This window comes from Pseudoalteromonas simplex (assembly GCF_015278155.1).
Classification (GTDB): Bacteria; Pseudomonadota; Gammaproteobacteria; order Enterobacterales; family Alteromonadaceae; genus Pseudoalteromonas; species Pseudoalteromonas simplex.
The window spans coordinates 198,678-224,161 of the sequence record NZ_JADILN010000001.1; the positions used below are offsets into that span (position 1 = coordinate 198,678).

The 25,484-nt window shown below is 40.6% G+C and carries 22 protein-coding genes; 10 read left to right on the plus strand and 12 right to left on the minus strand.

What is annotated here, in order from left to right; translation table 11 throughout:
* Positions 1-9: 9 nt before the first annotated feature.
* Together yfcC and IRQ78_RS00935 are read right to left on the minus strand one after the other, a co-directional pair.
* Complete coding sequence (gene yfcC / locus IRQ78_RS00930; protein ID WP_194441102.1) at positions 10-1,419, minus strand: putative basic amino acid antiporter YfcC; 1,410 nt, start codon at positions 1,417-1,419, stop codon at positions 10-12.
* Positions 1,420-1,561: 142 nt separating this feature from the next.
* A complete protein-coding gene (locus IRQ78_RS00935; RefSeq protein ID WP_194441103.1) occupies positions 1,562-4,489 on the minus strand; it encodes a TonB-dependent receptor domain-containing protein in 2,928 nt (975 codons plus the stop codon).
* Between the two features lie 343 nt (positions 4,490-4,832).
* Between IRQ78_RS00935 and IRQ78_RS00940 the strand changes: the two genes are divergently transcribed.
* The 7 genes from IRQ78_RS00940 (at position 4,833) to IRQ78_RS00970 (ending at position 14,858) form a co-directional block, all read left to right on the plus strand.
* On the plus strand, positions 4,833-6,527 hold the full coding sequence (locus tag IRQ78_RS00940) for a cyanophycinase (protein ID WP_194441104.1): 1,695 nt from the start codon (positions 4,833-4,835) through the stop codon (positions 6,525-6,527).
* Positions 6,528-6,614: 87 nt separating this feature from the next.
* A complete protein-coding gene (locus tag IRQ78_RS00945; RefSeq protein ID WP_187490400.1) occupies positions 6,615-7,028 on the plus strand; it encodes a hypothetical protein in 414 nt (137 codons plus the stop codon).
* 71 nt (positions 7,029-7,099) lie between these two features.
* Complete coding sequence (locus IRQ78_RS00950) at positions 7,100-8,188, plus strand: 6-phosphofructokinase (protein WP_194441105.1); 1,089 nt, start codon at positions 7,100-7,102, stop codon at positions 8,186-8,188.
* Positions 8,189-8,401: 213 nt separating this feature from the next.
* Positions 8,402-9,565 (plus strand): efflux RND transporter periplasmic adaptor subunit, encoded by a 1,164-nt coding sequence (locus IRQ78_RS00955; RefSeq protein WP_194441106.1) that lies wholly within the window; start codon positions 8,402-8,404, stop codon positions 9,563-9,565.
* A 12-nt stretch (positions 9,566-9,577) separates the two neighbouring features.
* Positions 9,578-12,709, plus strand: coding sequence for an efflux RND transporter permease subunit (locus IRQ78_RS00960; protein ID WP_054552175.1), 3,132 nt, complete (start codon positions 9,578-9,580; stop codon positions 12,707-12,709).
* On the plus strand, positions 12,709-14,112 hold the full coding sequence (locus IRQ78_RS00965) for an efflux transporter outer membrane subunit (RefSeq protein WP_194441107.1): 1,404 nt from the start codon (positions 12,709-12,711) through the stop codon (positions 14,110-14,112). Before IRQ78_RS00960 ends, IRQ78_RS00965 begins: the two co-directional genes overlap by 1 nt.
* A gap of 128 nt (positions 14,113-14,240) precedes the next feature.
* Complete coding sequence (locus tag IRQ78_RS00970; protein ID WP_054552177.1) at positions 14,241-14,858, plus strand: TetR/AcrR family transcriptional regulator; 618 nt, start codon at positions 14,241-14,243, stop codon at positions 14,856-14,858.
* Between the two features lie 126 nt (positions 14,859-14,984).
* Here the strand turns inward: IRQ78_RS00970 and IRQ78_RS00975 are convergent, their stop codons facing one another.
* The 6 genes from IRQ78_RS00975 to IRQ78_RS01000 all read right to left on the minus strand — a co-directional run bounded on the left by IRQ78_RS00975 (position 14,985) and on the right by IRQ78_RS01000 (position 19,994).
* Positions 14,985-15,494, minus strand: a complete 510-nt coding sequence (locus IRQ78_RS00975) for a hypothetical protein (RefSeq protein ID WP_194441108.1) — start codon at positions 15,492-15,494, stop codon at positions 14,985-14,987.
* A gap of 9 nt (positions 15,495-15,503) precedes the next feature.
* Positions 15,504-16,496 (minus strand): tetratricopeptide repeat protein, encoded by a 993-nt coding sequence (locus IRQ78_RS00980; protein WP_194441109.1) that lies wholly within the window; start codon positions 16,494-16,496, stop codon positions 15,504-15,506.
* Positions 16,497-16,535: 39 nt separating this feature from the next.
* Positions 16,536-17,048, minus strand: coding sequence for an Ig-like domain-containing protein (locus IRQ78_RS00985; RefSeq protein WP_138617319.1), 513 nt, complete (start codon positions 17,046-17,048; stop codon positions 16,536-16,538).
* A 14-nt stretch (positions 17,049-17,062) separates the two neighbouring features.
* Positions 17,063-18,655 carry a DUF4331 domain-containing protein gene (locus tag IRQ78_RS00990; protein ID WP_194441110.1) on the minus strand — a complete coding sequence of 531 codons (1,593 nt, stop codon included), beginning with the start codon at positions 18,653-18,655 and terminating at the stop codon, positions 17,063-17,065.
* A 122-nt stretch (positions 18,656-18,777) separates the two neighbouring features.
* On the minus strand, positions 18,778-19,467 hold the full coding sequence (locus tag IRQ78_RS00995; protein ID WP_054552182.1) for an anti-sigma factor: 690 nt from the start codon (positions 19,465-19,467) through the stop codon (positions 18,778-18,780).
* Positions 19,464-19,994, minus strand: a complete 531-nt coding sequence (locus IRQ78_RS01000) for a sigma-70 family RNA polymerase sigma factor (protein WP_194441111.1) — start codon at positions 19,992-19,994, stop codon at positions 19,464-19,466. The genes IRQ78_RS00995 and IRQ78_RS01000 overlap by 4 nt, the downstream gene beginning before the upstream one ends.
* Before the next feature lie 335 nt (positions 19,995-20,329).
* Between IRQ78_RS01000 and IRQ78_RS01005 the strand changes: the two genes are divergently transcribed.
* Positions 20,330-21,952, plus strand: coding sequence for a diacylglycerol kinase family protein (locus IRQ78_RS01005; protein ID WP_166340965.1), 1,623 nt, complete (start codon positions 20,330-20,332; stop codon positions 21,950-21,952).
* A 4-nt stretch (positions 21,953-21,956) separates the two neighbouring features.
* Here the strand turns inward: IRQ78_RS01005 and IRQ78_RS01010 are convergent, their stop codons facing one another.
* Together IRQ78_RS01010 and IRQ78_RS01015 are read right to left on the minus strand one after the other, a co-directional pair.
* On the minus strand, positions 21,957-22,223 hold the full coding sequence (locus IRQ78_RS01010) for a VF530 family protein (RefSeq protein WP_054552185.1): 267 nt from the start codon (positions 22,221-22,223) through the stop codon (positions 21,957-21,959).
* Positions 22,224-22,279: 56 nt separating this feature from the next.
* The gene (locus tag IRQ78_RS01015) at positions 22,280-22,579 is read right to left on the minus strand and encodes a DUF1496 domain-containing protein (protein ID WP_054552186.1); all 300 of its coding nucleotides are present in this window, start codon (positions 22,577-22,579) and stop codon (positions 22,280-22,282) included.
* A 77-nt stretch (positions 22,580-22,656) separates the two neighbouring features.
* Here IRQ78_RS01015 and IRQ78_RS01020 point away from each other — a divergent pair, with 77 nt between their 5' ends.
* A complete protein-coding gene (locus IRQ78_RS01020) occupies positions 22,657-22,887 on the plus strand; it encodes a TIGR02647 family protein (RefSeq protein ID WP_054552187.1) in 231 nt (76 codons plus the stop codon).
* A 53-nt stretch (positions 22,888-22,940) separates the two neighbouring features.
* Here the strand turns inward: IRQ78_RS01020 and maiA are convergent, their stop codons facing one another.
* Both maiA and hmgA read right to left on the minus strand, forming a co-directional pair.
* Positions 22,941-23,570 (minus strand): maleylacetoacetate isomerase, encoded by a 630-nt coding sequence (maiA, locus tag IRQ78_RS01025; RefSeq protein ID WP_138617312.1) that lies wholly within the window; start codon positions 23,568-23,570, stop codon positions 22,941-22,943.
* Positions 23,570-24,874 carry a homogentisate 1,2-dioxygenase gene (gene hmgA / locus IRQ78_RS01030; protein ID WP_194441112.1) on the minus strand — a complete coding sequence of 435 codons (1,305 nt, stop codon included), beginning with the start codon at positions 24,872-24,874 and terminating at the stop codon, positions 23,570-23,572. The genes maiA and hmgA overlap by 1 nt, the downstream gene beginning before the upstream one ends.
* A gap of 103 nt (positions 24,875-24,977) precedes the next feature.
* Here hmgA and IRQ78_RS01035 point away from each other — a divergent pair, with 103 nt between their 5' ends.
* On the plus strand, positions 24,978-25,433 hold the full coding sequence (locus tag IRQ78_RS01035; protein ID WP_194441113.1) for a MarR family winged helix-turn-helix transcriptional regulator: 456 nt from the start codon (positions 24,978-24,980) through the stop codon (positions 25,431-25,433).
* The last annotated feature ends 51 nt before the right edge of the window (positions 25,434-25,484 follow it).

A 25,484-nucleotide genomic window follows, 5' to 3' on the forward strand; every position in this document is an offset into this window, starting at 1 on the left:
TTAAATCTTTTACTGATAGTTAATAAAGTGTGCGAGAAAAATAAAGCAGCTAGCAAGGCCAAACAAAGCTAAAGTGAAGCGCCAAATAAAACGTGCCCATTCACTCCAATCTAATTTAACAATACCTAAACAGCCAATGAGACTAGCAGAAGTCGGAATAAAAATATTGGTTAAACCATCACCCAACTGAAATGCTAACACCACAATTTGACGTGAGATATTTAACAAATCACCGAGCGGTGACATTAGCGGCATCGTTATGGCTGCTTGTCCAGAGCCTGACGAAACAAAGAAGTTAAATACACTTTGAAATAATAGCATGCCCCAAGCCGCAATATAGTCGGGTACAACTGAAATGCTGGTGGCACTGTAGTACAGCAAGGTATTTAGAGTTGAAGGCGAGGTTAAGTCACTACCGCCAAGTATTAAAATAACGCCTTTTGCCAGAGCAACTAAAAGCGCTGCAGGTAGGAGCTCTTGAGCACCTTCTTTAAATGCGTTTGCGCTTTCATTGGCAGTTTGTTTTTTAAATAGGCTGGCGATTACAGCACAAGCAATCCCTAGGCAAAAGAATTGCGCTGCTAATTCAGGAATATAATACTGCCTAGCCATCACGCCCCAAATAACCCAAACAATGCCAGCAATAAAAGTAAGTAAGATTAGTTTATCTGCGTTATCTAAATTTATTGCACTGTCTTGGTGTTGGTTAGATTGTTGTTTAGTGGCTCTGATAGAGTTGGCATAGCGAATAGTGAATACAAGGCCAAATGAAGTAAAAACAAGCCAAGCAACGATTCTGAACCCTGCGCCAGAAAAAACGGGAATTTCAGCTATAGACTGAGCTATGGCAATGCTAAACGGGTTCATCCATGAGGTGGCAAAGCCAATTTGTGTAGCAACATAGGTTGTTAATACCGTTACTTTTGCGTCATAGCCAAGTTGTTTCATAATCGGGAATAACACAATACAAAAGGCAATGGCTTCCTCACCCATGCCGAAAACCGCACCACCTAAAGAGAAAAGCACGAACAAGAGAGGAATGAATACCCACTCAATATGTTGTGTTTTATTGATCAGTGCCATGATGCCGTTATTTACCGCACCGGTTTTTAAGATAATCCCAAACGCACCGCCAGTGATTAAAATAAACGCCATCACACCAATCGCTGCGCCATACTTATCACCTGACACTAATCCTTCAAATAAGACATTAGCGAGGCCAATTTCACCACCTTCTGCAAATAATGCTGGCGGGGTATGATCTGAGGCTGTTTGATATTGTGATAATTCAACACTATGGCTATCTTTTTCGGCATTAAATACACCGGGGGTTATAAATAGGCTGGCAAAATAGGCGATAACTGCGACGCACAACAAAATGATGCTCGCATCTGGCATCGCAAACTGTTTGTTTTTCATAAAGTCACTTAAATGTCATTCGACGTTTATAAGATAAGCAAGGTATTGTAGCCCTTGCTAAGAAAGATTAATACTGAGAGTCGTCAGTTTAAGATAACGTAAGCTCAAAAGTGTGGGCGACTATTAAGCCGCCCATACCTTGCTAAAAGCGATAGCTCAAACTTAACGTATAGCGACTGCCATAAGCATTATGGTTTATAGAATCAAAACCTCGACTTGAACCATATAGTTTAGGCGGTTCTTTATTAAAGATATTATCGATACGAGCACGGATTGATAATGCATCATTGATAAAATATCCGGCTGATAAATCCCATACTAGCCAGTCATCAACATCACGCTTTAACTCATCATTAAGCTCGCCAAGTTCTTCTAGCTCGTCTATTTCACGGCCACGAAGCCCTTCAATATCATCCTCATAGCTACTGGTATAATTGGCACCTAGATTTATGTAATAACTCTCGGCATCCCAATCGATAGAGAATCTGCCAACATTTTCAGGGTAGCGATAAGTGCCGATTAGCTGTTCGATTGCATCTGAACCGGGTTTATTTCTCTCAAACTCTAAATAGTGTGTACCATCAAGGGCAAACGTTAAATCACCTTCAGCTAAGCGAAAACGATGATCAAATTTAAAGTCGATACCCGCTAAGGTTTGCGTGCCGGTATTTTCAAGAGGAATAACATGATCTCTAAATAGTGGCAGGAATAGCTCATCTTCTCGCGGGTTAAACTCACTTATATAGTTTGCTAGGATCTCTGAAAGATTAGCGCCATCACTTTCGATATTAAGGCCTTCATTATCGGTTATTTCACACAGCTGCTGCTCGTACGAAATACCTTGTTGTCCTTGTGGTACTAAGCCACAGTGACGAAGAGACGCGTCCGTAATTGCTCTATCAAGCACGGCAGTCATATTGGTATCGATGACTTGTTCATGATCAAAATGCCAATAATCGACGGTTAGATTGGTATTTACAGATGGACTCCATGCAAAGCCAATGCTGAGCGCTTCAGACTCCTCGGCTTTGAGTGCTTGATTACCAAGTTCTAGGCTGTTAACACTGACTTCAGTACCATCACCCATACAGTATAAATCTGCAACAGCCTGATTTGCGCCGCAATCAAAGCTTGATTGTGTGGTCCGTAATTTTACGCCAGCTTGAGTTAATGAAGGTGCTCTAAACGACGTTGACCAAGAGCTCCTAATAATTAGAGAATCTGAAGGGCGGTAGCTTAAACCCACTTTAGGGTTAAACGTTCCACCAAAGTCATCGTAATGATCGTAACGACCAGCAACTTGCAGTTCTAGCTGCTCAGTAACTGGCATATTCAACTCTACAAATGCAGCGTACTGCGTACGGTCTGCTTCTGATAAGCTCGAGCCAAAACCAAAAACATCAACTAAATAACCATTTTCAGCACGCGCTTGTGAGTCTAATGACGGAATATCTTTTAACTCTTCTCGGCGAGCTTCAATACCAAATGCAGCATATATGGGTAACTCATTAAATGTAAATAAATCGCCATTAAAGTTTAAATCCCATCCGTAGACTGTACTTTCACCACTTCTACTTGGGTTTGCTTTTGCAAGCTCAAGCACCGCATCGTTATTTTCATCACCTTGTAAAAATGGGTTGTAGAACGGCATTAACTGACCTTGCGCACAATTGAGCTGAGTTCCATCAAATGTAGCTAATGCACCGTCAGAGCATAATTCACCAGTGATTGCAGCATGAAATTGGTAGCGGTTGTAAATACCATCAATCGCTTCTTGCTCTGACTTAGAACGAGAAAATGTTACACCTGACTCCCAACTCCAGTCCCCAATGTAACCGGCTAGGCTACTTACTAAACGAAAGTTTTTAGTTTCAACTTCAACAGTTCGTGGTGAATTAAAGCGTGCATCAAATGCAAAGCCATACACTTCTCGACCCGCTTGAGTGGTAAATGGATCAATATAAAGCTGGTCCATTAAGTCGTTACTGCCATCAGCGTTATCATAAATGAATAGCGCATCTTCTATGATAAACGGACCATCATCGTCGTTTATTTGATTGATTGGTGCAGGTGATGAATAGGCTTTTGATTTAGTTTGGCTATAGAAGAAATCGGTATGCCAATCTAAATCACCTAAGGTGCTGTTGAACATAAAGCCAGTTGATAGGCTTTCAAATGGGGTTTCTAGGTAATCATCTTGGTTTGCATAGTAAGCACAAATTTGCTCACCATACTCAGTCGTGACAAGCTCTGTTTTACAGTTTGGGGCTGGTAGTTCATTGCCATCTCGGCTGCTGAAGTAATAAATGTTTGGTGAGTTCTCAAGTTTCGGTAAATATGAGTAACCATTTACTAGATTAGGCGTTGCGGTATAACTTCTGTCGGTCGCTTTAAAGGCATTGCGGTCGTAAATATCAGCAAATACCGTTAAGTTACTTTCACCGATATTGGTTCCGTAGACTAAGTTAAGTTGCTTCTTAGCTTCGTCATGACTGTCAAAGCTATTGGTGTAAGAAGTGTTTACTTCAGCTCCTTGATAGTCATCTTTGAGAATATAGTTAATAACACCGGCTACCGCATCAGCTCCATAAATTGCTGATGCGCCAGTGGCTAAAATATCAATGCGCTCGATTGCAGCAAGCGGAATTGAATTTACATCAACAAAGTTTTCAGTGCCTGCTGCAAACGAGCTTGGTGCAACACGGCGGCCATTAATGAGTGTTAATGTGGCTGAGGGACCCATACCTCTTAAGCTTGCAGCGGATTGACCCGCTGGCGTTGAGGTTGATGTACCACCACTTTCAGATGTTGAAAAGGTACCGGAACCGCCTTTAAAAACCGATAAATCTTTCAATAATTCATGAATAGTGTTCGCTCCTGAGCGCTTGATTGCATCTTGGTCAAGCACGGTAAGCGGGATGGTTCCTTCTAAATCAACCCCTTTAATTCGTGATCCTGTTACTTCTACTCGTTCAATTTTTTCTGATTGTTGGTCGTTTTGAGCATACACAGCGTGTACTGGGCACAGCACAGCACTGATTGCTACAGCAATTGATAACTGACGAAACATATTGATTTACCTTTGCCTTAAAAAACACACGGCAAAACCGTGACGTTTTGAATAATTGTTATAATTTTTTAGACAGGGCAGTGGGTTATAGACACAACTAGCCCCTCACAGGAAGTGAGGTGTGGCTACTCGTCAAACCACTCCGAAAGGTAGTGTGGAGAGTAGAAATATGTGCAAAGCGATAATGCGTTTTTCAACATAATTCCAATCCGTAAGGTCTTTTGACAAAGCTAGCGATACAGTGCTAGCTTACTCGCGTTTTTAAATGTTCCTTTTTTTTATAGCAAGCAACAAAAAGCTGCGCAAGCAATTTTCTAATATTTTTTTACAAGAGTGTAACAATATGAACATCCTTAAGGAGCAAAAGACTAAATATCAAACTTCAGCTTTTTCTTTGGTATTTAGTTTGTTTTTCGCATCATTTGGCAGCAAAGTCTATGCAAATGATCAACAGCAAACGATGGTTTTAATTGGCGGATCTTTGACCACCTGCTCAAGTATGAGCCCTAAAAATTGTCTTTCGAATAAACAGATTAGTGGTAAACAGACTAATCAATATCGATTAAATAATGATGCTTTATCTGCAATAAAGACAAATTGGCCAACCAAGAACAAAAAAAATCGTCAGCAAACGCTTAAGGTATTAGCACAGATTGCACGTCAAAAGTCAGGTGTGATCACCAAAAGTGATATTTTATGGGCTTGGCGCGATTTAGATAACAAGTTACTAAACGAGCTTACTGATTCAGAATACAACTTTGTCATAGACTCACTTGAAGTGGCTGTATCAAATACAGATTCGACCCGCCAAAAAGAGTTGGTAAGTACAAGCGATAATAACGAACGTGCAGCCAATGATGTTTTAGACTTTGTTGCTGCTTCATTAAAAACAACCACCGAATCACCAACAATTTTAGCGGTTACTGCATCAAGCAGAGATCCATATGAATCAGCTGACTTTTATGAAGGGTTATTAAACTTTACTGGTGTTGAATCAAGCTGGTTACCTCTAACACCCGCCTTAGCAATTGCGATTACTAGTAAGCAATGTGAGAGTTTGGAATCTTTACGTACAGAGTCTATGGGCGTTTTTAATCGTGAGACTATTTACCCTGATCGAATCAAGGCCGAAAAAGCGCTTTGTGATAAAGGGGTCGATCATTTAGTTAAGCTGATTAAAAACGCGACGGGTATTATGTTTAACGGTGGCGATCAGAGTTTAACCAGAAAAGTACTGTTTGATGATAACGGTAAGCAATATCCTTGGACTCAGGCAATTTTACAAAGACCATTACTTGTTGGCACAAGCGCAGGTACAGCGGTGCAAAGTGGTGGTAAAAATGCCTATGGCACAGTGCCGATGATTTCAAATGGTACAAGTTTAGCGGCAATGAGAGAAGGCTCGTTTGCAGTATCACCGCCAAGTGAGCGCTGTGAAAATGAATGCGGTGATAAGCTTTCGGCTGATAGTCTTACCTATGAAAAACAAGGTGGGCTTGGCAGCTTTACTTATGGTGTTCTTGATACACACTTTAGCGAGCGCAACAGAACAATGCGTTTGGCAAGATTACTGGCAGATACCGGGCAACAGCATGGTTTTGGCATTGATGAGACCACCGCCCTTGTATCAATTCGAGCTGGTGAAACCGCACTAATGACGGTGATTGGTAAAAGCGGTGTCGTGCATGTTAAATCTAACGCTAAAAATAACGGAGCAATCAGTTATTGGCCTGCTGGTGCAGTTATTGATGTAACAAAGGATGGTTTTACTCTAGCTAAACGAACTGTTGATAATGCACTCCCTAGTATTAAAATTCCGCCACTGCCGGTGCAGCGTTTTGGCACTATATTTTCAGATGCTAAATTACGTTCGCTTGTACAAGCTATGTGCTTAACACAAGAGCAACAAGCAGTCGCTCAGCATGATGAGTTTTTATTGGATTTAAATGCCACTGACAATACTCATTATTACCGTGTAAACACCAGTAGTACAGGCTGTGCGGTAGAAAACCTAGCCTTTAAAGTTAAGACATTTTAACGATGTAAGGTACTGAAAAAGTAGTGGATTATTTGTTCATTATTAGTTAGCGTAAGGCTAATAATGAACAAACCATGGAATGGGGTTATGAAATATAACGTACTACTTTTATTTATTTTTGGCTGTTTATTTGCCTATTTATCTATACCAGTCATAGGTTATGGTTCAGCTATTGCGATTCCAACCGAAGTACTTTCAGCCCTTTATGACTTGTCACCTAACTTTGCTTTATCAATGGTTGATATCGTTACTTTAGGCCTTCCTTTGTTAGCGTTACTTTTAGTATTTTTACTCATTAGTAAGTCTCTTTACCTTAAAGATAAAGCGTATTCATACTTTATATTGCTGACACCATTTTTAGCGCTGCATTTATATTTTGCTGTTAACAGCTTTTCTGCAAATATTGATAACACCACTTTACTGACTAGTCTGCCTAAGTATCTATTACTAGTGCTTTTTGTTGCGCTTTTTTCTACTCATAAGAAACCGAACTTTAGTTGATGTAAGTCATACGCGAAAGTTCAACATATAAGCTAATCTGTAATTAATCAGTGAACGAAGTTGATAACACAATGAAAAAATTACTGCTATTAACAAGTGGGGGTGATTGCCCTGGGCTTAATGGGGTGATCAGAGCGGTGGTTAAAGCAGCCGAGCATGATGGCAATTGGCAGGTGTATGGTAGCCGAAGAGCTTACTTTGGTGTGCTTGAAAAACCAAATGATATTATACACTTAACTAGTGAAGTGGTGGCGGGTATTCATGTTCGTGGTGGAACAATTCTCGAAACTGTTAATAAAGGGAATCCAACCGCTTTTCCTGCTGAAATAGCAGGCGAACAAGTGTTTATTGACCGCTCTGATGAGTTAATCAGTATTATTAAGCAACTTGGGTTTGATGCCGTTATAAATATTGGTGGTGATGGTTCGCATAGGGTATCTCAGCATTTATTTGAGCATGGCTTAAATATCGTAGGCGTACCAAAAACCATTGATAATGATTTATATGGCACTGATTACACAATTGGTTTTCAGACTGCTGTCGACACCGCCACCGAAGCAATTGATCGATTAATACCAACAGCGCAAAGTCATAACCGAGTGATTGTGACTGAGGTAATGGGACGCGATGCCGGTTGGATTTGTTTGCACTCTGCTATTGCAGCTGGCGCAGAAGTCGCGCTTATTCCAGAAATTCCTTACGATATTGAAGCGATTAAAGCCAAACTAACATCACGTTTTGATAAAGGCCACGGATTTGCCAATATTGTCATTTCAGAAGGAGCTAAACCTGTTGCTGGTGGTGTTGTTAGTAAACAATCAAATGAACTCGGTTACGAAAACCCTGTACTAGGTGGTATTGCTGAGCAGCTTGCTTCACAAATACGTGTAGCGCTTGACCTTGATGTAAGAGTAACCGTATTAGGACATATTCAACGTGGTGGCACACCTAATGCGTTTGATAGGGTGCTTGCAGCAGAGTTTGGGGTGCAAGCATTTGAGCTAGTAAAGAAAGGCCAGTTTGGTTTTATCCCTATCAGTAAAGACGGTGAAATTAAACCAATCAGTTTAAAAGAAGCAACTTCTGAATATCGTGTCATCCCTCTAGAACATTCTTTAATAACAAGTGCCCGCGCAATGGGCATGTGTTTAGGCGAATAATCTGCGAATTGATATAACTTCAATTCGCATAACTAATAGTTTTAAAACAACTTTCTCAGTTACGTTCGTAATAATTCAATTAGCAATTTATTTATTGCACAAAATTCATGCGTTAAAGCAAGCATTTTATTTAATGTAAAGTTCTTTAAAGATGGTTGATCTGTGCCTTTTTTGGTTTAGAATGATCGTTCACTCTAAACTAAGGAACTACACATGCAGCGCTCTCGCATTCCATTTTTTGCACTGTCAGCTTTGGCTGGTGCTGTTTTATTATCAGGCTGCGGCCAATCAGAATCGGCTCAAGGGCAAACGCAGGCAGCTCAAGCTGTTCCTGTTGGCGTTATTGAGATGCAAAGTAAAGCACTTACACTAACTAAAGAATTACCAGGTCGTGTGGCTGCTTCACGTATTGCGCAAATTCGTCCGCAGGTTAACGGTATTATTCAGTCTCGTATGTTTGTTGAAGGTGCTGAGGTTGAAAAAGGCCAAGCTTTATATCAGATTGACCCATCTACATTTGAAGCTGAAGTAGCGACTAGTAAAGCCGCTATTACTAAAGCTCAAGCAAGTATTGCAAATGCCAAGGCAAAAGCAGAACGCTATAAAGAGCTATTGAGCATCAAAGCAGTAAGCCAACAAGATTACGATGAAGCTGATGCAGCATACAAAGGTGCAAAAGCTGACTTACTGACAGCTCAAGCGCAGCTTAAAACCGCTGAAATCAATTTAAACTACAGTAAAGTGTTAGCGCCAATTAGTGGCCAAATTGGTAAATCAGATGTCACTGCCGGTGCCCTTGTGAGTGCAAATCAAGCAACTGCATTAGCAACCATTACTCAATTAGACCCAATCTATGTTGATTTAACCCAGTCAAGCAGTGAACTAACACGTTTGAAAAAAGCCATTGCTGCGGGTGAGCTTGATAAAGATGCTGCTTTGCATTCAAAAGTTGAATTAAAGATGGAAGACGGCAGTACTTATCAACATAAAGGTACATTGCAATTCTCTGAAGTGACTGTTGATCCAAGCACAGGCTCAGTAACCTTACGTGCTGAATTTCCTAACCCAGAAAAATTACTACTACCAGGTATGTATGTTCGTGCAGTGATTGTTGAAGGTGTGAAAAGTGATGCGATTTTAGCACCGCAACGTGGCGTAAGCAGAAACACCAAAGGTGAGCCTACTGCCATGGTAGTAAGCAAAGACAATACCGTAGAAGCACGCGTGCTTAAAACTGATCGTACTGTTGGTTCAAACTGGTTAGTGACAGATGGCCTAAACAGCGGCGATAAGTTAATTGTTGAAGGTTTACAGAAAATCCGCCCAGGTGCACCAGTCAATGCAATGCCTGCAGAATCAGCAGCTAACAGCCAGTAACGGAGAAACTTAATGTCACGATTTTTTATTGATCGGCCCATATTTGCTTGGGTGCTTGCTATCGTTGTGATGCTGGCAGGTATCTTAGCAATTAGAAGTTTGCCGGTTGCACAGTATCCATCAATTGCACCACCTGCAATTAGTATTCAAGCCACATACCCTGGTGCGTCGGCCCGTACTCTAGAAGATACGGTTACACAGGTTATTGAACAAAAAATGAAAGGGCTAGATGGCTTGCTCTACATGTCGTCAACCTCAGAGTCTAACGGCTCTGCGACATTAACCTTAACCTTTAGTGCAGATACAGACCCTGATATCGCACAGGTTCAAGTACAAAACAAATTGTCGCTTGCAACACCGTTATTACCAGAAGAAGTACAACGTCAAGGTGTCTCGGTTGCAAAATCTGCTCGTAACTTCTTAATGGTTGTTGGCTTTGTATCTGAAGACGGCAGCATGAACAACATCGATATTGGTGATTATGTTTCATCAAACGTGCTTGATATTATTTCGCGCGTAAACGGTGTCGGTGAAGTACAGCTGTTTGGTTCTCAATACGCAATGCGTATTTGGTTAGACCCAGCTAAGTTACTTAAATACTCATTAACTCCTGCTGATATTAGTGCTGCAATCAGTGCTCAAAATGCGCAGGTGTCAGCAGGTCAACTAGGTGCATTGCCAGCGGTGAGTGGCCAGCAATTAAATGCAACGGTGACTGCACAAAGCCGCTTACAAACGCCTGAGCAATTTAGAAATATTTTTGTAAAAACCAATGCTGATGGTTCAGTTGTTCGTTTAAGTGACGTTGCTGATGTTGAATTAGGTGGTGAAAACTACGGTGTTGTTGCGCGTTTTAACGGCAAACCGGCATCAGGTTTAGGTGTTAAGCTTGCCAGTGGTGCTAATGCACTTGATACAGCAGATGGCGTTAAAGCGGCGCTTGCTGAACTTGAGCCTTTCTTCCCTGAAGGTTTAACAACGGTTGTTCCTTACGATACGACGCCATTCGTATCACTTTCAATTGAAAAAGTTGTCAGCACTCTTATTGAAGCTGTTGTGCTGGTGTTCTTGGTAATGTACTTATTCTTACAGAACTTCAGAGCAACACTTATTCCGACTATTGCAGTACCTGTTGTATTGCTTGGGACGTTTGCTATCTTGCAAGTGTTTGGCTTCTCAATTAATACCTTAACCATGTTTGCGATGGTACTTGCCATCGGTCTACTGGTAGATGACGCAATCGTCGTCGTTGAAAACGTTGAACGTGTAATGACTGAAGAGAATTTATCTCCTCTTGAGGCAACACGTAAATCAATGGATGAAATCAAAGGTGCCCTTGTTGGTATTGCGATGGTGCTTTCGGCAGTATTCGTGCCTATGGCGTTCTTCCCAGGCTCAACAGGGGTTATTTATCGCCAGTTCTCAATTACCTTGGTAACTGCGATGAGTTTATCAGTGCTTGTCGCATTGATTTTAACGCCCGCTTTGTGTGCGACAATGCTAAAACCAAGTCATGTACATAACGATAAATCTTTATTTGGTCGTTTCTTCCTTGGCTTTAACCGTGGTTTTGACAGAACGAACTCGGGTACACAAGGTTTTGTGTCTCGCATGATCAAGCACAGTAAACGCTACTTACTTATTTATGGTTTAATCGTGGGTGGCATGGTGTTTATTTTCTCACAATTACCATCGGCATTCTTACCAGATGAAGACCAAGGTATTTTGTTTAACCAAGTCAGCTTACCTGCCGGTGCGACAACAGAGCAAACGTTAAAAGTTGTTGAAAAGATGGAACATCACTTCTTAGAAGAACAATCAGAAGCGGTAAAATCTATCTTTACGGTAACAGGCTTTAGCTTTGCAGGTTCTGGTCAAAACGCGGCAATCGGCTTTGTGGGTTTAAAACACTGGGATGAGCGTCAACGCCCTGATCTAACCGTCGGTGCGGTTGCAGGTAAAGCCATGGGGTACTTCTCAACCATTAAAGAAGCATTCGTGTTTGCTTTCCCACCTCCTGCGGTTGTTGAGCTTGGTACTGCAAACGGTTTCACCTTGTTCTTACAAGATAGGGTTGGTCTAGGTCACGAAAAACTACTTGAAGCACGCAACATGTTTTTAGGTATGGCTGCACAAAACCCGGTGTTATCAGGTGTGCGCCCGAATGGTCAAGAAGATAAGCCAGAGCTTGAGCTTGATATTGATTTAGCAAAAGCCGAAGCATTAGGCCTAACGCAAGCAGATATCAATAATACGTTATCAACGGCTTGGGGTAGTAGCTATGTAAATGACTTTATTGACCGTGGTCGTGTGAAAAAAGTGTACTTACAAGGTACGCCAGAATCACGCATGGTGCCAGAAGACCTAGATGAGTGGTATGTACGTAACAATAATGGTGACATGGTGCCATTTACTGCCTTTGCTCATTCTTATTGGACTTATGGCTCACCGCGTCTTGAGCGTTATAACGGCTTCTCAGCGATGGAAATCCAAGGTGCTGCTGCTCCAGGCTACAGTACGGGTCAAGCGATGGCTGAAGTTGAGAAAATAGTTAAGAAGTTACCACCGGGTGTATCGTTCGAATGGACAGGTATTTCATATGAAGAACGTTTAAGTGGTGGTCAAGCGCCATTACTGTATGCACTTTCATTGTTGGTTGTATTCCTATGTTTAGCGGCGTTATATGAGAGCTGGTCAGTTCCTGCAGCGGTAATGCTTATTGTACCGCTTGGGGTCTTTGGTGCGTCGATTGCGTCATTTGTATTTAATTTATCTAACGATATTTATCTCCAAGTGGGTCTATTAACTACCATAGGTCTGGCATCAAAAAATGCCATCTTAATTGTAGAGTTTGCAATTCATAAAATGGATGAAGGTATGAAACTTGTCGATGCCGCGGTAGCAGCTATTCGCCTTCGTTTACGTCCAATCTTTATGACATCAATGGCATTTGTGTGTGGTGTACTACCACTTGCTATTGCATCAAGTGCAGGCTCAGGTGCTCAAAATGCTCTAGGTATTGCTGTTATTGGCGGTACGCTTGCGTCATCGACCATTGTGGTAATCTTTGTGCCGCTGTTCTTTGTACTGGTGCGCCGAGTATTCCCAGGCAAAACAAAATCAACTAATGAGGAGCAGGCATAATGAAAGCTAAACTTATCTCAGTGTCTGTTGCTGCACTTATGTTATCTGCCTGTAATATGGCGCCAGATATGGAGCAACGTGAATTACCCGTTGCTGAAAACTATGATATTCAAGGTACAGCGGGCGATATAAATGCGCTCAACTGGCAGTCATTTTTCAGTAATGCGCAACTTCAACAGTTGATTGCGCTAACGCTTGAAAACAACAAAGATATTAAAACTGCTGCACTGAATGTGCAGCAGGTTAGAGCAATGTATCAGATTGAAGATTCTGCACTTTACCCAAGCATTGATCTCAATACATCGGGTACTCGTCAGCGTCTTCCAGCAGATTTATCTGGTACTGGTCAAGCTACTATCTCTGAAAACTATTCAGCAACTGTTGGCTTAACCGCTTATGAGATTGATCTTTGGGGCAAAGTCCGCAACCAATCAGAGCAAGCTTTGCAAAACCTGTATTCTGCAGAATACAGTTTAACCAGTGTACGCATTAGTTTGATTTCTGAATTAGTGAATGCATGGCTTAACTATGCGACTGACAAAGAGCTATTGGCTTTAGCAAACGAGACTTTAAAGTCTCAGCAGGAGTCTTTAGAGCTAACCCGTGAAACATTTGCTCTAGGTGCTGCCTCTCAGTTAACGCTATCGCAACTTGAAAGCACAGTAGCAACCGCGAAAGTTGATATCGCAAACTATCAGCGTTTATTAAAGCGCGATAAAAATGCCCTCGACTTTTTAGTGGGTAAAACCGTGACTGCGGATTTATTACCATCACAAAATATTGATGATGTACTGAGTTTACCGGATGTGCCAGTAGGGTTACCGTCAGAGCTTCTTACTCAGCGACCTGATATCAAAGCTGCAGAGCATGATTTATTGGCAGCCAATGCAAATATTGGTGTGGCAAAAGCGGCATTCTATCCAAGCATCAGTTTAACCGCGAATGCGGGTACAGCTTCTGCTGACTTGAGTAATCTTTTTGATTCAGGTTCAGGTACTTGGAGTTTTGTACCTTCAGTAAACTTGCCTATTTTTAATATGGGTCGCAATCAAGCTAATCTCGATGTTGCAAAAGCACAGCAAGAAATGGCAATAACCAGTTACGAGCAAACCATTCAACAGGCATTTAAAGAAGTCTCTGATGCCCTTGCTGACCGTGAAGGTTATATGCACCAGCTAGATGCCCTGAATGATTTGTACCAAAGTAATGAGCTATCTTTTACTTTATCGGATGCGCGTTTTCAAAAAGGCGCAGACAGCTACTTGCAAGTATTGGATGCACAACGAAATTGGTACAGTGCAGGACAACAGTTAATTTTGGGTAAGCAAGCGTATTTGGCGAGCCAAATTAATTTGTATAAAGCACTGGGCGGCGGCTGGAATGCACAAAATACTGTGCAATAAATCAGCAAAAGCATAATTTATTTAAGGTTTTGCAGGATCTTAGTTGTTTTGACTCTCCTCTAAGATTAAGATCCTGTAAACCTTATTTAAATTAAAGTTAACCATAGTCAGTAAAGCTTGGAGAAACCATGACGCAAAAAACAAAAAGACACAATGACCCTGCGCTTGCCGAGGCAAGACGTAATCAAGTGCTTTGTGCCGCGGCAGATTGTTTTCGACGTAAAGGCTATCATGGCGCGGGAATGGCGGAAATCTCGAAGACTGCGGGTATGAGTGCTGGCCATATCTATAATTACTTCGCCAGTAAAGAAGCAATTATAGAATCGATTGTTGAACGTGATATGGAAGAAATGTTCTCAATCTTTAAAGAGTTTGCTGATAAACCCGGCGATCGTGTCACTGTTCTGCTAGATGGTCTTGACCGAGGCGTTGAGCGCCATACCGATTTGAGTCAAGGTGCGCTTGATTTAGAAATGCTTGCCGAGGCAGCACGTAATGAAAAAGTCGCTAACTTACTGCGTGAGTCAGATAGCCACGCCCGTGATTCAATGCGCGAATTATTAGTGGGTGAAAGAGGGCCGTTACAAGGAACGGCACTTGAAGAAGTGAATGCTCGTATCGAAGTGATGTTTTCTGTGATGGGGGGGCTTTTACTACGCAAAATGCTGAACCCAGATCTAGATATTAATGAATTACTTAAAGCACTTCGCCCAACAATGAAAACCTTGTTACTACCTTTTGAATAAAGCGCATCTACTAGCGCTTACTAAAGCTTTAGATAGTTACGAACTAAATTTCATGGCAATAAATCGATTTACAAAACGAAATTTTGCCTTAGTAGCATAGGGTTTTCATACCTATAAATCGACGTACTAATTAGGTGAATTGGTGTCAAATGATTGATTATTTTCACTTAACGTGAACACTCTACTAAAGTTTGCAATGTCAGCAATTGCCTTGTGATTAGCATCAACTTCAAACAACGCACTGTAGTTTATGGTGAATGCTTGTGTAGTAGGACAGGTTATTTGAACAGGCACGACAATATATGATTCATTAAAATGTGATTCGATTTTTAAATCCCCCTCATTATGCAGCTTACAGCCTATGTCATTCTGATTCACAACCAAATGTTTAGCTAAGTATTTTAAAATACTCTCTTTTTGGCTCTTGATCTCTTGCCATGTAATTACATCATTTGTGTTAATGTCAAAAGGTATAACATGTTCTAAGTCAATAACAGCAACTTGCCATTGCCCTTTTAACACTAACTGCTCGTTTTCGGTTTTTGTTAAGTTAAGATACGCTGTACTTAATTGATGGGCGTTTATTTTAAAGCTACATGCTATTAAAAATAAAAGAGCCGCTGCTAAGATTTTCATGATAATTCCTTAATTGCTAGTGTTAGTGAGTGCTAAAAGTTTTTTATCACTGTCTAATTTAGCTTGTTGCCAGTTCATTTCTGCCCAGTATTTAGCTTTTACATTATTTTTATCTAATGTTAAGTAATACAAAGCTAAATCACTGGCATGATAGGTGTCTTGACGCCGTTCTCTTAGTATCACTCGCTTTCTCATTTTTTCTTGCCATTTATCTGATTGCTTCTCAATTTTTTCAGCTTGCGCTAGGCGTAATAATATAGCGTCTTCCAAGTTAGTATTTTCAGCAGTTAAACGTGCTAACGTTGATAATACTATCTGGTGGTTTTTCTTTGCCATTTGAGCGTCAGCCCATAGAACAACTAAACTGACAGGGGCTGTTTTTAGGTCAAGGTTACTGAGGTAAGTTATCGTTTGTTCTGGATAGCCTAACCTATAGGCCATCTCGGCGAGCACATGACGCGTGTTTCTAGTCATTGACGATTCTTTTACAATGGTTTGTAAAGCTTGATAACTTTGCTCAAGTTCACCTGTTTGACTCTTAACATCGAGAGAGCAGGTAGAAATAGTTTCCAGTCCAACTAAACCAAATAATGATAAACACTGTGCAAGTGCTTGTTCAAATCGACCTTTAACCATCAGTAAATTTGCTTTTAATAAAATAGCATTCGTATGATCAGGTTTGCGTGAGATAACTTCTGAAAGAATATTAATTGCTGCTTCAAACTCATGTTCTCTTTGTAGTAAGCGAGCATAAAAATAATGTATATCGGGATCTTCGGTTAGAGTAATTTGTTTTTCTAAATAGCTTTTTAACATACCTTGATTTGTTTCTGTTTGACCAACAAATTGGCTTTTATTAAATAAGGCGGTTAGTTGTTCTTTAGTGAATTCAGTTTCTTTCGGTTTGCTTGATAAGGCTATAACATCTTTATCATTTGGTATATAAGGATCCGCATGAGTGTAAGTGCTAAAAACGAAAGCTATGTATAAAAGATATTTCATGATTGCTCCAGAAATAGCCATCCGTGGCCAAGCTAAAAACTAATTCCCGTTTAATAGATCATCAAAATTTGCCTCAGAACCTGTATTAATAAATTCTCGACCATTCAATCGAAGAGGTTCATCATTTACATCTTGAATAAATGCGGCCCGACCAAGCGTTGCAAAGTCAACTTGTAAGGTCTCTATCGTGATACTTACTGTTGCTGTTACCTGACTATTCACACCATCACTGACTGCAAATTGAAAACTATCAGAACCGACAGTCTCTAGGTTTGGCGTATAAATATAGCTACCATCCGTATTTACATTTACAGTACCTAAACTTGGCTCACTCACTAAACTAAACGTTAACGTATCGCCATCAGGGTCTGAGCCTTCGAGCATGTCGTTAATAACGGTTTCAGTCTGAGTGGTTACCATTGCATCTTCTGCGCTAGGTGCTGAATTAACGACTTCAGTATCCATATTTTTCTTACTATCACTATCGTTACAAGCGACTAGTAAGCTAGACAATACAATGAGTGTGATACTTGAGAGTTGTAATTTACACATAATGACTCTCCTGTTTATTTAGAACCAGCAATTGGGGTAGCAAGGTATGGGAAACTGCTATCCATCATGCTTGCATCAAGAGGCGCACCATCTGTGAAAGGTACATTACCAACACTTGCATCATCTGATGTACATAAACCAAGATCAGTGTCTGTGCCATTAACAGGGATCGGATAACATAAACGGCCCATTACAACACGTAATGCGATATCAACTACATCATCACCAGGGCGACGGCCATTCGGAAAGCCAGCTAAATCATCACCTGCGACACCAAATGCTGATTGCTCATTTTGAGGTGTTGCGGCAATTGCTGTGTTTAAGCGAAGCATTTCAGATGGCGTTACTGTAGCAAGTTGATTTACACCAGGGAAACCCGTTAAAAATGCGGTGACTAAATCATTTCGTGGGAAGTTAGTCGGTGCCAATGTTTCAATATCTGTGCCCAACGTCGTATTAACAGCGTCTTTAAAGAGAATATTTAATAATTCAGGTAAAGAAGGGTGGGTAACATAGTCGGCAAATTGACCATCATCGGCAGGTGCTGAAGTAGAAAATGTGTCTTTATCTTTAAGGCCAATTACTAATTCGTTCACTAATGGGTTACCAAGACGCGAAACCTGCGTTAAAGCACCGCCATTTACCGAAGTTTTTGCAAATGCGGCATTAGGATTTAAAATGCGTGCTTGGGGCAAACTTGCCGTTGTCCAGCTACCAATTGTGCCATTCCCTTCACCTACTACACAGGCTTTTGGTACTTCTACAGCAATTGCAGTGACATTCTTCATAGCTAAGTCATCATTATCAGCTGTTTGTGTAATCCCGCCTGGGAATCCACCACCATCGCCTGCACCTGGCGCACTATCACCTTCAACAGGGACGTAATTAACTAAATCAAATGTTTTGCCTAGATTCACAACAAATGGGTCTTTTCTTTGACCTACAAACACTTTGCCCATGCCATCACATCCAGGCAGTGCGACACTATAAACAAATTGATTTGCGTACTCTTGGTATGAAGCCATTGAAGAGAATGTCTTATTACCAATGTAATCGAGAGGTTTATAAAAATCGTTGCTGCTATTGGTGGTGTTTGTCAGCATGCTTTTTGTGCCGGAACGTTGTGAGCCAGAAATTACACTCACAGTATATGACTCACTGAAATTAACGGCAGCATTATTGCCTGCTGAAACGCCACCAACATTTTTTAGAGGAACTGCGACTGTTCTTTGATTACCTTCGGGGCCGACGGTAAGAGCAACTCCCATATTGTTGTTCGGTAACATACTTTTAAAATTAAATGCGAATGTCATATCTTCAACAGCATCACCATCGTTATCAATATGGATGCTATAAGTCGCGTCTGGATCCATCGCAAAGTAGTTTGGTCCGCCATAGGCATCTTGCAAAGGAATATAATTGGCAATAAAGGTTACGTAGTCACCTCGACCTTCTTCGTAACTATTAAAAGCATAAAAGTCAGTCGAATCTAACGTTGGAAAGCGCGTAATATTAGGTGCTTCTCGGTGGCTAGATGCTTCAGAAATAGAAGTGAATAAGGTACTACATACTGCAATAGTGATTAGAGATGGTATTACTTTGTTCATGACTTTTTCCTTAGTTGTAAAATAAGTCATTGCTAGTAACGTACTGGCAATCTTATTGGATGCAAAAAAGTTAAAGTTTTTTAGAAAAAAGTAAAAAGCCGTGTTTAAACACGGCTTTTAATTTACAAAATAATGAGTTCTGTAGTGAAAAGTACCTCAGTTGGAGAGCCATTTGGCGAGCCTCCTAGAGGTTCTAAACTGATAGCGAGTAGTGAAATTTCTGTCGCATCAAACTCTATGTGTTTTGGTAATTCAAGTGTTCCCGATTTTGGAAGTAAACCTAAAGAAACCGGCGCATCTTTACCTTTTAAGATCATCCATAGCTCATAATCTTTATCAGTGCGCGGAACAAGTGCTGTTGCAGCTCGAATCGATAAGTTTTCATCTTTTACATCAATAAACCAAAGGGGTTGTTCAGCCTCATTTTTAAAAAGGGCTATTTGTTCTGATTTAACTTTCGTTATTTCCTGAGGTTGCCAAATAATTAAAGCTAACACTATACATGCAGCCGTAGCGATGAGTGACCAAGCTTGTAATATTGATGATTTAGATTTATTTGGCTTGCTTGTTATAGGTATTACCTGAGGATCGATCCTGCTAACAATTTTCTGCCAAACATGTTCATCTGGAGGCACAGATTCTATTGAACTTGCAAGGTTGTTCAAGTGTTGTTCCCACATCCAAGTTGCTTCACGTGCCCGCGTTGAAGTTAGCATTAACCGAGTGAATCTATCTCTTGCTGAACCACGTAATGTCCCCAGTACATATTCAGCCGCTAACATATCAATGAGTGTTTGATTTTCATAATTCATAGCGTTAAGCACCTTTGTAGTTGCTGTAAACCACGTCGGATCCAGCTTTTGACTGTTCCAAGCGGTGTCGCGATGTGGTCAACTAATTCGTGATGAGTCAAACCTCTATAGTATGCTAAATGAATAGCCTGTCTTTGCTGAGGATCAAGCTGTTCGATACAATCTACCAATTTGCTGTTGTCTTCATAATCAACATCAATAGGTAAATCATCTAAATGATCATTTTCATCAACAAGAGTTTGTTCCTTACGCACTTTGTGATGGCGAATCATATCTAGGCTTCGATATCTAACTATGCTGATCATCCAAGACATAACAGCGCCTTTAGATGATTGATATTCACTTGCGTTATGCCAAACTTTAACAAAAGCATCTTGTAAAGCTTCCTCGGCGTGCGCTCGATTGCCAAGCATCTTAAGACTTATTGCGAAAAGTGTTGCGCTGGTCTTCTGATATAAGTGACCAAAAGCAATTTTATCGCCTTTAGCTGTAGCACTTAATAGGGTTAATAATTCATCGTTTTCCATAGATTTCCTTTGTTATTATTAATAACGATTAGCTGACAGTTTTAGATGCAATTCATTTATGTTTTTACAAAAAGAATGGTTTAATTTTGTAAAAGTAATTCTTTTCCATTAGTTAGCGTAGCAGGGTTGCAAGACAAGGCAAACTTACATGTGAATATTATGTAAACTTGTGTAAGTTATTCATAAAGTAGTGAAAAAATGTCCTAAACTAAATTGGTAAGCTTTTTAATAATTGCTAAGTTGCTGATTTTTCATAGTCTATAAAGCTATTTAAATGGCTTTATATGGAGTGAAATTTGCAAGGTATTGTGCAATTAGAATAACAAGGAGTGATTATGTGGGCAGCATTTAGTTACTTAGCATTAGCGATTGTATTTATAATTGCGGCTATTCGCGTAGAAACTGTGTACTTTGCACTGTTTTTTTATTGGACTGCACTGTCGTTACTATTAGTCAGTGGCGCATATTTTTTTAATATCGCGCGTATTTTTAGAAAACGCGAAAATGGCGTTATTCCTATTTATATTCGTTGGGCTTTTATCCCCTTCTTATTGGGTGCACAGCTTTACAATGCTTGGTCGCGTAAACACGATAAAGTACCGCCATTACAGCAAATTAATGAGCATTTATTTTTAGCCTGTCGTTTATTTCCTTCCGATATAGACACTATGAAAGAAATGGGTATTACGGCTATTTTAGATGTAACTTGCGAGTTTGATGGCCTTGAATGGTCTTCTACCCAAGAGAATATTCGTTATTTAAATATTCCTGTTCTTGATCATAGCGTGCCAACACGCGCGCAACTACATCAAGCAATTAATTGGATTGACCATCAAGTAAAAGCTGATAGACGTGTGGTAGTGCATTGCGCTTTAGGACGAGGCCGTTCTGTATTTGTGATGGCAGCTTACTTACTTAGCCAAAATAAAGATGCCGATGTACACCAAGTACTCGCACAAATTAAAGAGACACGAGAAACTGCAAATTTAAACAAGCGCCAGCTGCGTCATCTAGTGCGTCGCCATCGTAGAGGTGACTTATTAATCAAAAATAAAGCTGTGCTCATTGCTAACCCTGTTTCTGGCACAAAACTGTGGGAAGCTAAACGTAAGCAAATTACATCTCGTTTGTCTGAGTATTACGATTTAACTGTTTACACCACTTCAGAGCAGGTAAATGGTACTGAGTTAGCCAAAGAAGCACTTGAATTGAACCCTGATGTAGTCATCGCCTGTGGTGGTGATGGTACAGTAACAGAGGTGGCAAGTGTACTTGTTAATACAGACTGTAAACTGGGGATTATTCCTTTAGGTACTGCAAATGCCCTCGCTCATGTGTTGATGGGTATACAATCGAAGCTTATTCCGGTAGAGCAGGCGTGTGAGCTTATTATTGAAGGGCAGGCGAGTCGGATAGATACCGCTGTGTGTAATGGCGAGCGTATGTTATTACTTGCAGGAATTGGTTTTGAACAAAAGATGATTGAAAAAGCCCATCGTGATGCTAAAAATGAGTCTGGGCAATTAGCTTATTTACAAGGGTTTTGGCAAGCATTAGGTGAGCATGAAGCGCAAGACTATGTTGTTACTCTTGATAATAACGATGAGCAAACAATCAATACTACCAGTTTAATCATCGCCAACGCCGCGCCATTTACTACTTTACTTGCTCAATCTGCAGGGCAGCCAGATCACCAAGATGGTTTATTGGATGTTAACTGGCTAACACCTAGTGCCGATTCTAAAGCGAGTACTTTAAGTATTGCGGAGTTAGTGTTCTCGAGTATTACACAAACTAGTTTTGCTATTAACAGTCACCACACAAATGCTAAACGAGTAACAGTACGCGCAGCAAAAGGGTTGAGCTATGTTATTGATGGTGAAGTTAAAACTGCAGATAAACTAGAGGTGGAGATATCACCGAAATCGCTTTCGGTGATTGTAGCAGCTGAAGATTAAGTGGTTACTTTTTGATGCTTTTCCATTGGAAAGTGCCATCATCAGCTAGGTCATTATTGATAAAGGTATCAATATATAACTGCTCTACTTTTTCTCGTGCCCAAGGGGTCTTTCGTAAAAATTTAAGACTCGACTTTACACTTGGGTCATTTTGAAAGCAGCGTACATCGACGTGCGCTGCCATACCTTCCCAACCAAGTTTTTCTTCAAGTTTAGTAACGATGTCGGCTAATTTAACGCCATGTAACGGATTATTTGGTTGATTGTCCATGATAAATCTTAGGTTATTTGCAACCGCGCAATAGTACCCTATCTGTGCGTTTTAATCTAATTGACGTGAATCGTTTTCGTTTGTTTAGGGTAAATAATCTCGCCATTAGCATTTAGTCTGAGCCACGCCAAATCACTGTTTGAAAAATTAGGCTGTTTGGCGCTGCAAATTAAGGTCATCTCGCCAACGACAATATAGGCACCTTCGGTATAGCGTTTATTTTCATACCAACACACTTTTTCATTGTTTAACGCCTCTTGACCATCAAGCACGATTAATGGTTTTTCCTTAGCGTGCGCTTGATTTAGAAACCCTAAAGTAAACAAAGTACTTAACAGTAAAATTTTCTTTAACAAAATACGCCTCCCGTTGGGCAGATTTGTATAACTACACTAAGCTTATGACAAGGAATAAATAATAAAAAGGTGAACACATGCAATTTGATAAAAATATGATCGATGAACTAACTCTGCTTGCAAAATTTCCTCGTAACTCTCAAATGCAGGGAATTAAAATACACTCCGATGCAGAAAACTCAATTAAAGATGCAGCAAAACGGCTTTATGATAAAGGTATTACTGATAGTCCTGATGGGGGCTACTTAACGGACTTAGGGCTCGATTTAATCAACCATGTGAGTGTGATTAACTCAGCGCTTAGATAACAAATATAAAAGGCCCGAATTGTTCGGGCCTTTTACATTAATCATACTAACGCTTAAATCGCATCTGGCTGATTTTGTGGTGCAGCATCTATAAAGGCATCAAGCTTATTACATTGCTCATAAACAGCTGCAATTTTAGGGTAATTGGTCATATCAACCTTAAAGCGCAAGGCATTAAATACTTGCGGCACTAAGCACACATCTGCAAGCGTTGGTTTGTTGCCCACACAAAACGTGTTCGCTTCATCAAGTAGCTTTTCGATACTCTCAAAGCCAACTTCTACCCAATGCTTATACCAGGTTGTTTTTGCTTCTTCATCAACACCCAGATCGTTAGCCAAGTATTTTAATACGCGCAAATTATCGATAGGGTGGATATCGCACGCTACGGCATAACATAAATTACGGATCTGAGCTTTTTGCCATGCATCACCCGTTAAAAGAGGCGTTTCTGGATGAGTTTCTTCTAGCCACTCTAAAATAGCCAGCGATTGCGCAAGTACACCTTGCTCAGTTTCAAGTGCAGGCAATAACCCTTGAGGGTTCTTAGCTAGGTACTCGTCGCTTTGCTGTTCGGATTTTAATAAATTAACTGTCACCAACTCGTGATCAATGTTCTTTAAATTAAGCGCAATGCGTACTCGATATGCAGCTGATGAACGAAAATAGCTATAAAGTTTCATTATACGTCCTGTTTACCTGTGAAATGTTTTTTAATAGTGCGCCAACAGTCAGTGTAATTAGGCTGACGCTCTTTACCTTCAAGGGCATATTTAGTTGGTGAAATAACGTAACGCGATTCGAACATAAATGCCAAGGTGTTTTCGTAGCGTTGTGGTTCAAGTTTAGCATTTGATGCTTTTTCGAATACATCGGCTTCTGGACCATGTGGCGACATACAATTATGTAAGCTAGAACCACCTGGTACAAAGCCATGCTCTTTGGCATCGTAGACACCTTCGATTAGGCCCATAAACTCGCTCATGATATTACGGTGGTAATAAGGTGGACGGAATGTGTTTTCAGCCACCATCCAGCGTGGAGGGAAGATAGCAAAATCGATATTAGCGACACCTTCTGTACCCGATGGTGATGTTAATACAGTAAAGATTGATGGGTCTGGGTGATCGTAACTTACTGTATTCATAACATTGAATCTAGCAAGGTCATACTTGTAAGGTGCACTGTTACCCGTCCAAGCAACCACATCTAATGGCGAGTGGCCAATATCACAACGGAACATATTGCCGTTGAATTTAGCAACGAGTTCAAAATCACCTTCAATATCTTCGAAAGCCGCTACAGGGTAGTGGAAGTCACGGTCATTAGCATAGCCGTTGGCACCGACAGGACCGCGCTCTGGTAAAATATAGGTATGGCCATAGTTTTCACAGATATAGCCACGGGCTGTATCAGTAAGCAAATCAACTGCGAACTTAATGCCACGAGGAATTACGGCAATTTCGCCTGCACGAACGGTGAGTATCCCGCACTCGGTTCTAAGTAATAGCTCACCTTGTTGCGGCACGAATAACATTTCACCGTCAGCATTATAAAAGTAACGGTGTTGCATTGATTTATTAGCGACATAAATATGAATACCAATACCTGTTTGTGCATTGGCACTACCGTTGGCAGCCATAGTGACTAAACCATCTATAAAATCGGTTGGCTTCGTAGGAATGTCGATTGGATCCCAACGCAGCATCGTCGGTGGTGTTGGCACTTCTGTAATAGGAGCAGTGCGAATAAGGCCATTATCAATTGGCGTGTAATCACCTTGTATTACAGACGGGCGAATGCGGTAAAACCAAGTGCGACGGTTATCAGCACGGGGCGCTGTAAATGCCGTTGTGCTGAACTGCTCAGCATATAAATCGTATTTAACTTTTTGCGGGCTGAATTGACCGATAGGTAATGCACCGGGTAATGCTTCGGTTTCGAATTCATTACCAAAGCCTGTCATATATTGTAATTCGTTATTCATCACTAGACTCCTGAAAGGTTTTAGGTAAGATACTCTCATGTGAGACTAAATTCAAACTACACTGAATTTACTTGTGTAAATATTCTTTGACAGTAGTGCAGCCATGACGACAGATAATCAAACAACGCTCGATTTACAACAGTTCTTACCTTATTCACTAACTAATATTGCAATGCAAATGAGTGAGCAGTTTAGTGAGCTATATCAACAGCAGTTCGATTTAACCGTGCCACAATGGCGTATAGTTGCGAATTTGGCCCAATATGGCGAGCGCACTGCTAAAGAATTATGTGATATGGCACGAATGGATAAATCAACGGTGTCTCGAGCAGTAAAGTCGCTATTGACCAGAAACCTTATAATAGCCAAAGAAAACCCTAAGGATAAACGCGCAAGTTTGTTATCGCTTTCCGTTGAGGGGAACCGTCTGCATGAACAAATTGTGCCATTAGCAAATGAGTGGCAAGCAGGTTTAGTGAGTGACTTAGATAGCCAAGAACTTAAACAATTTATAAGCACTCTTAGTAAGCTTTCCAATCACTTAAATAAAAATGTTTAAATCTGTAATCAAGGCTTTATAGCAATTGATTTAGACAATCGATACATATAT

Excerpts from the sequence above, each read along its gene's own strand:
- IRQ78_RS00995 (WP_054552182.1), bottom strand. The coding sequence starts at position 19,467 with ATGAATTATGAAAATCAAACACTCATTGATATGTTAGCGGCTGAATAT.
- IRQ78_RS00970 (WP_054552177.1), top strand. The coding sequence starts at position 14,241 with ATGACGCAAAAAACAAAAAGACACAATGACCCTGCGCTTGCCGAGGCA.
- IRQ78_RS01035 (WP_194441113.1), top strand. The coding sequence starts at position 24,978 with ATGACGACAGATAATCAAACAACGCTCGATTTACAACAGTTCTTACCT.
- IRQ78_RS01005 (WP_166340965.1), top strand. The coding sequence starts at position 20,330 with ATGTGGGCAGCATTTAGTTACTTAGCATTAGCGATTGTATTTATAATT.
- IRQ78_RS01020 (WP_054552187.1), top strand. The coding sequence starts at position 22,657 with ATGCAATTTGATAAAAATATGATCGATGAACTAACTCTGCTTGCAAAA.
- yfcC (WP_194441102.1), bottom strand. The coding sequence starts at position 1,419 with ATGAAAAACAAACAGTTTGCGATGCCAGATGCGAGCATCATTTTGTTG.
- IRQ78_RS00980 (WP_194441109.1), bottom strand. The coding sequence starts at position 16,496 with ATGAAATATCTTTTATACATAGCTTTCGTTTTTAGCACTTACACTCAT.
- IRQ78_RS00935 (WP_194441103.1), bottom strand. The coding sequence starts at position 4,489 with ATGTTTCGTCAGTTATCAATTGCTGTAGCAATCAGTGCTGTGCTGTGC.
- IRQ78_RS00940 (WP_194441104.1), top strand. The coding sequence starts at position 4,833 with ATGAACATCCTTAAGGAGCAAAAGACTAAATATCAAACTTCAGCTTTT.
- IRQ78_RS00975 (WP_194441108.1), bottom strand. The coding sequence starts at position 15,494 with ATGAAAATCTTAGCAGCGGCTCTTTTATTTTTAATAGCATGTAGCTTT.
- maiA (WP_138617312.1), bottom strand. The coding sequence starts at position 23,570 with ATGAAACTTTATAGCTATTTTCGTTCATCAGCTGCATATCGAGTACGC.
- IRQ78_RS01000 (WP_194441111.1), bottom strand. The coding sequence starts at position 19,994 with ATGGAAAACGATGAATTATTAACCCTATTAAGTGCTACAGCTAAAGGC.
- IRQ78_RS00950 (WP_194441105.1), top strand. The coding sequence starts at position 7,100 with ATGAAAAAATTACTGCTATTAACAAGTGGGGGTGATTGCCCTGGGCTT.
- IRQ78_RS00960 (WP_054552175.1), top strand. The coding sequence starts at position 9,578 with ATGTCACGATTTTTTATTGATCGGCCCATATTTGCTTGGGTGCTTGCT.
- IRQ78_RS00990 (WP_194441110.1), bottom strand. The coding sequence starts at position 18,655 with ATGAACAAAGTAATACCATCTCTAATCACTATTGCAGTATGTAGTACC.
- IRQ78_RS00955 (WP_194441106.1), top strand. The coding sequence starts at position 8,402 with ATGCAGCGCTCTCGCATTCCATTTTTTGCACTGTCAGCTTTGGCTGGT.
- IRQ78_RS01010 (WP_054552185.1), bottom strand. The coding sequence starts at position 22,223 with ATGGACAATCAACCAAATAATCCGTTACATGGCGTTAAATTAGCCGAC.
- hmgA (WP_194441112.1), bottom strand. The coding sequence starts at position 24,874 with ATGAATAACGAATTACAATATATGACAGGCTTTGGTAATGAATTCGAA.
- IRQ78_RS00985 (WP_138617319.1), bottom strand. The coding sequence starts at position 17,048 with ATGTGTAAATTACAACTCTCAAGTATCACACTCATTGTATTGTCTAGC.
- IRQ78_RS00945 (WP_187490400.1), top strand. The coding sequence starts at position 6,615 with ATGAAATATAACGTACTACTTTTATTTATTTTTGGCTGTTTATTTGCC.
- IRQ78_RS00965 (WP_194441107.1), top strand. The coding sequence starts at position 12,709 with ATGAAAGCTAAACTTATCTCAGTGTCTGTTGCTGCACTTATGTTATCT.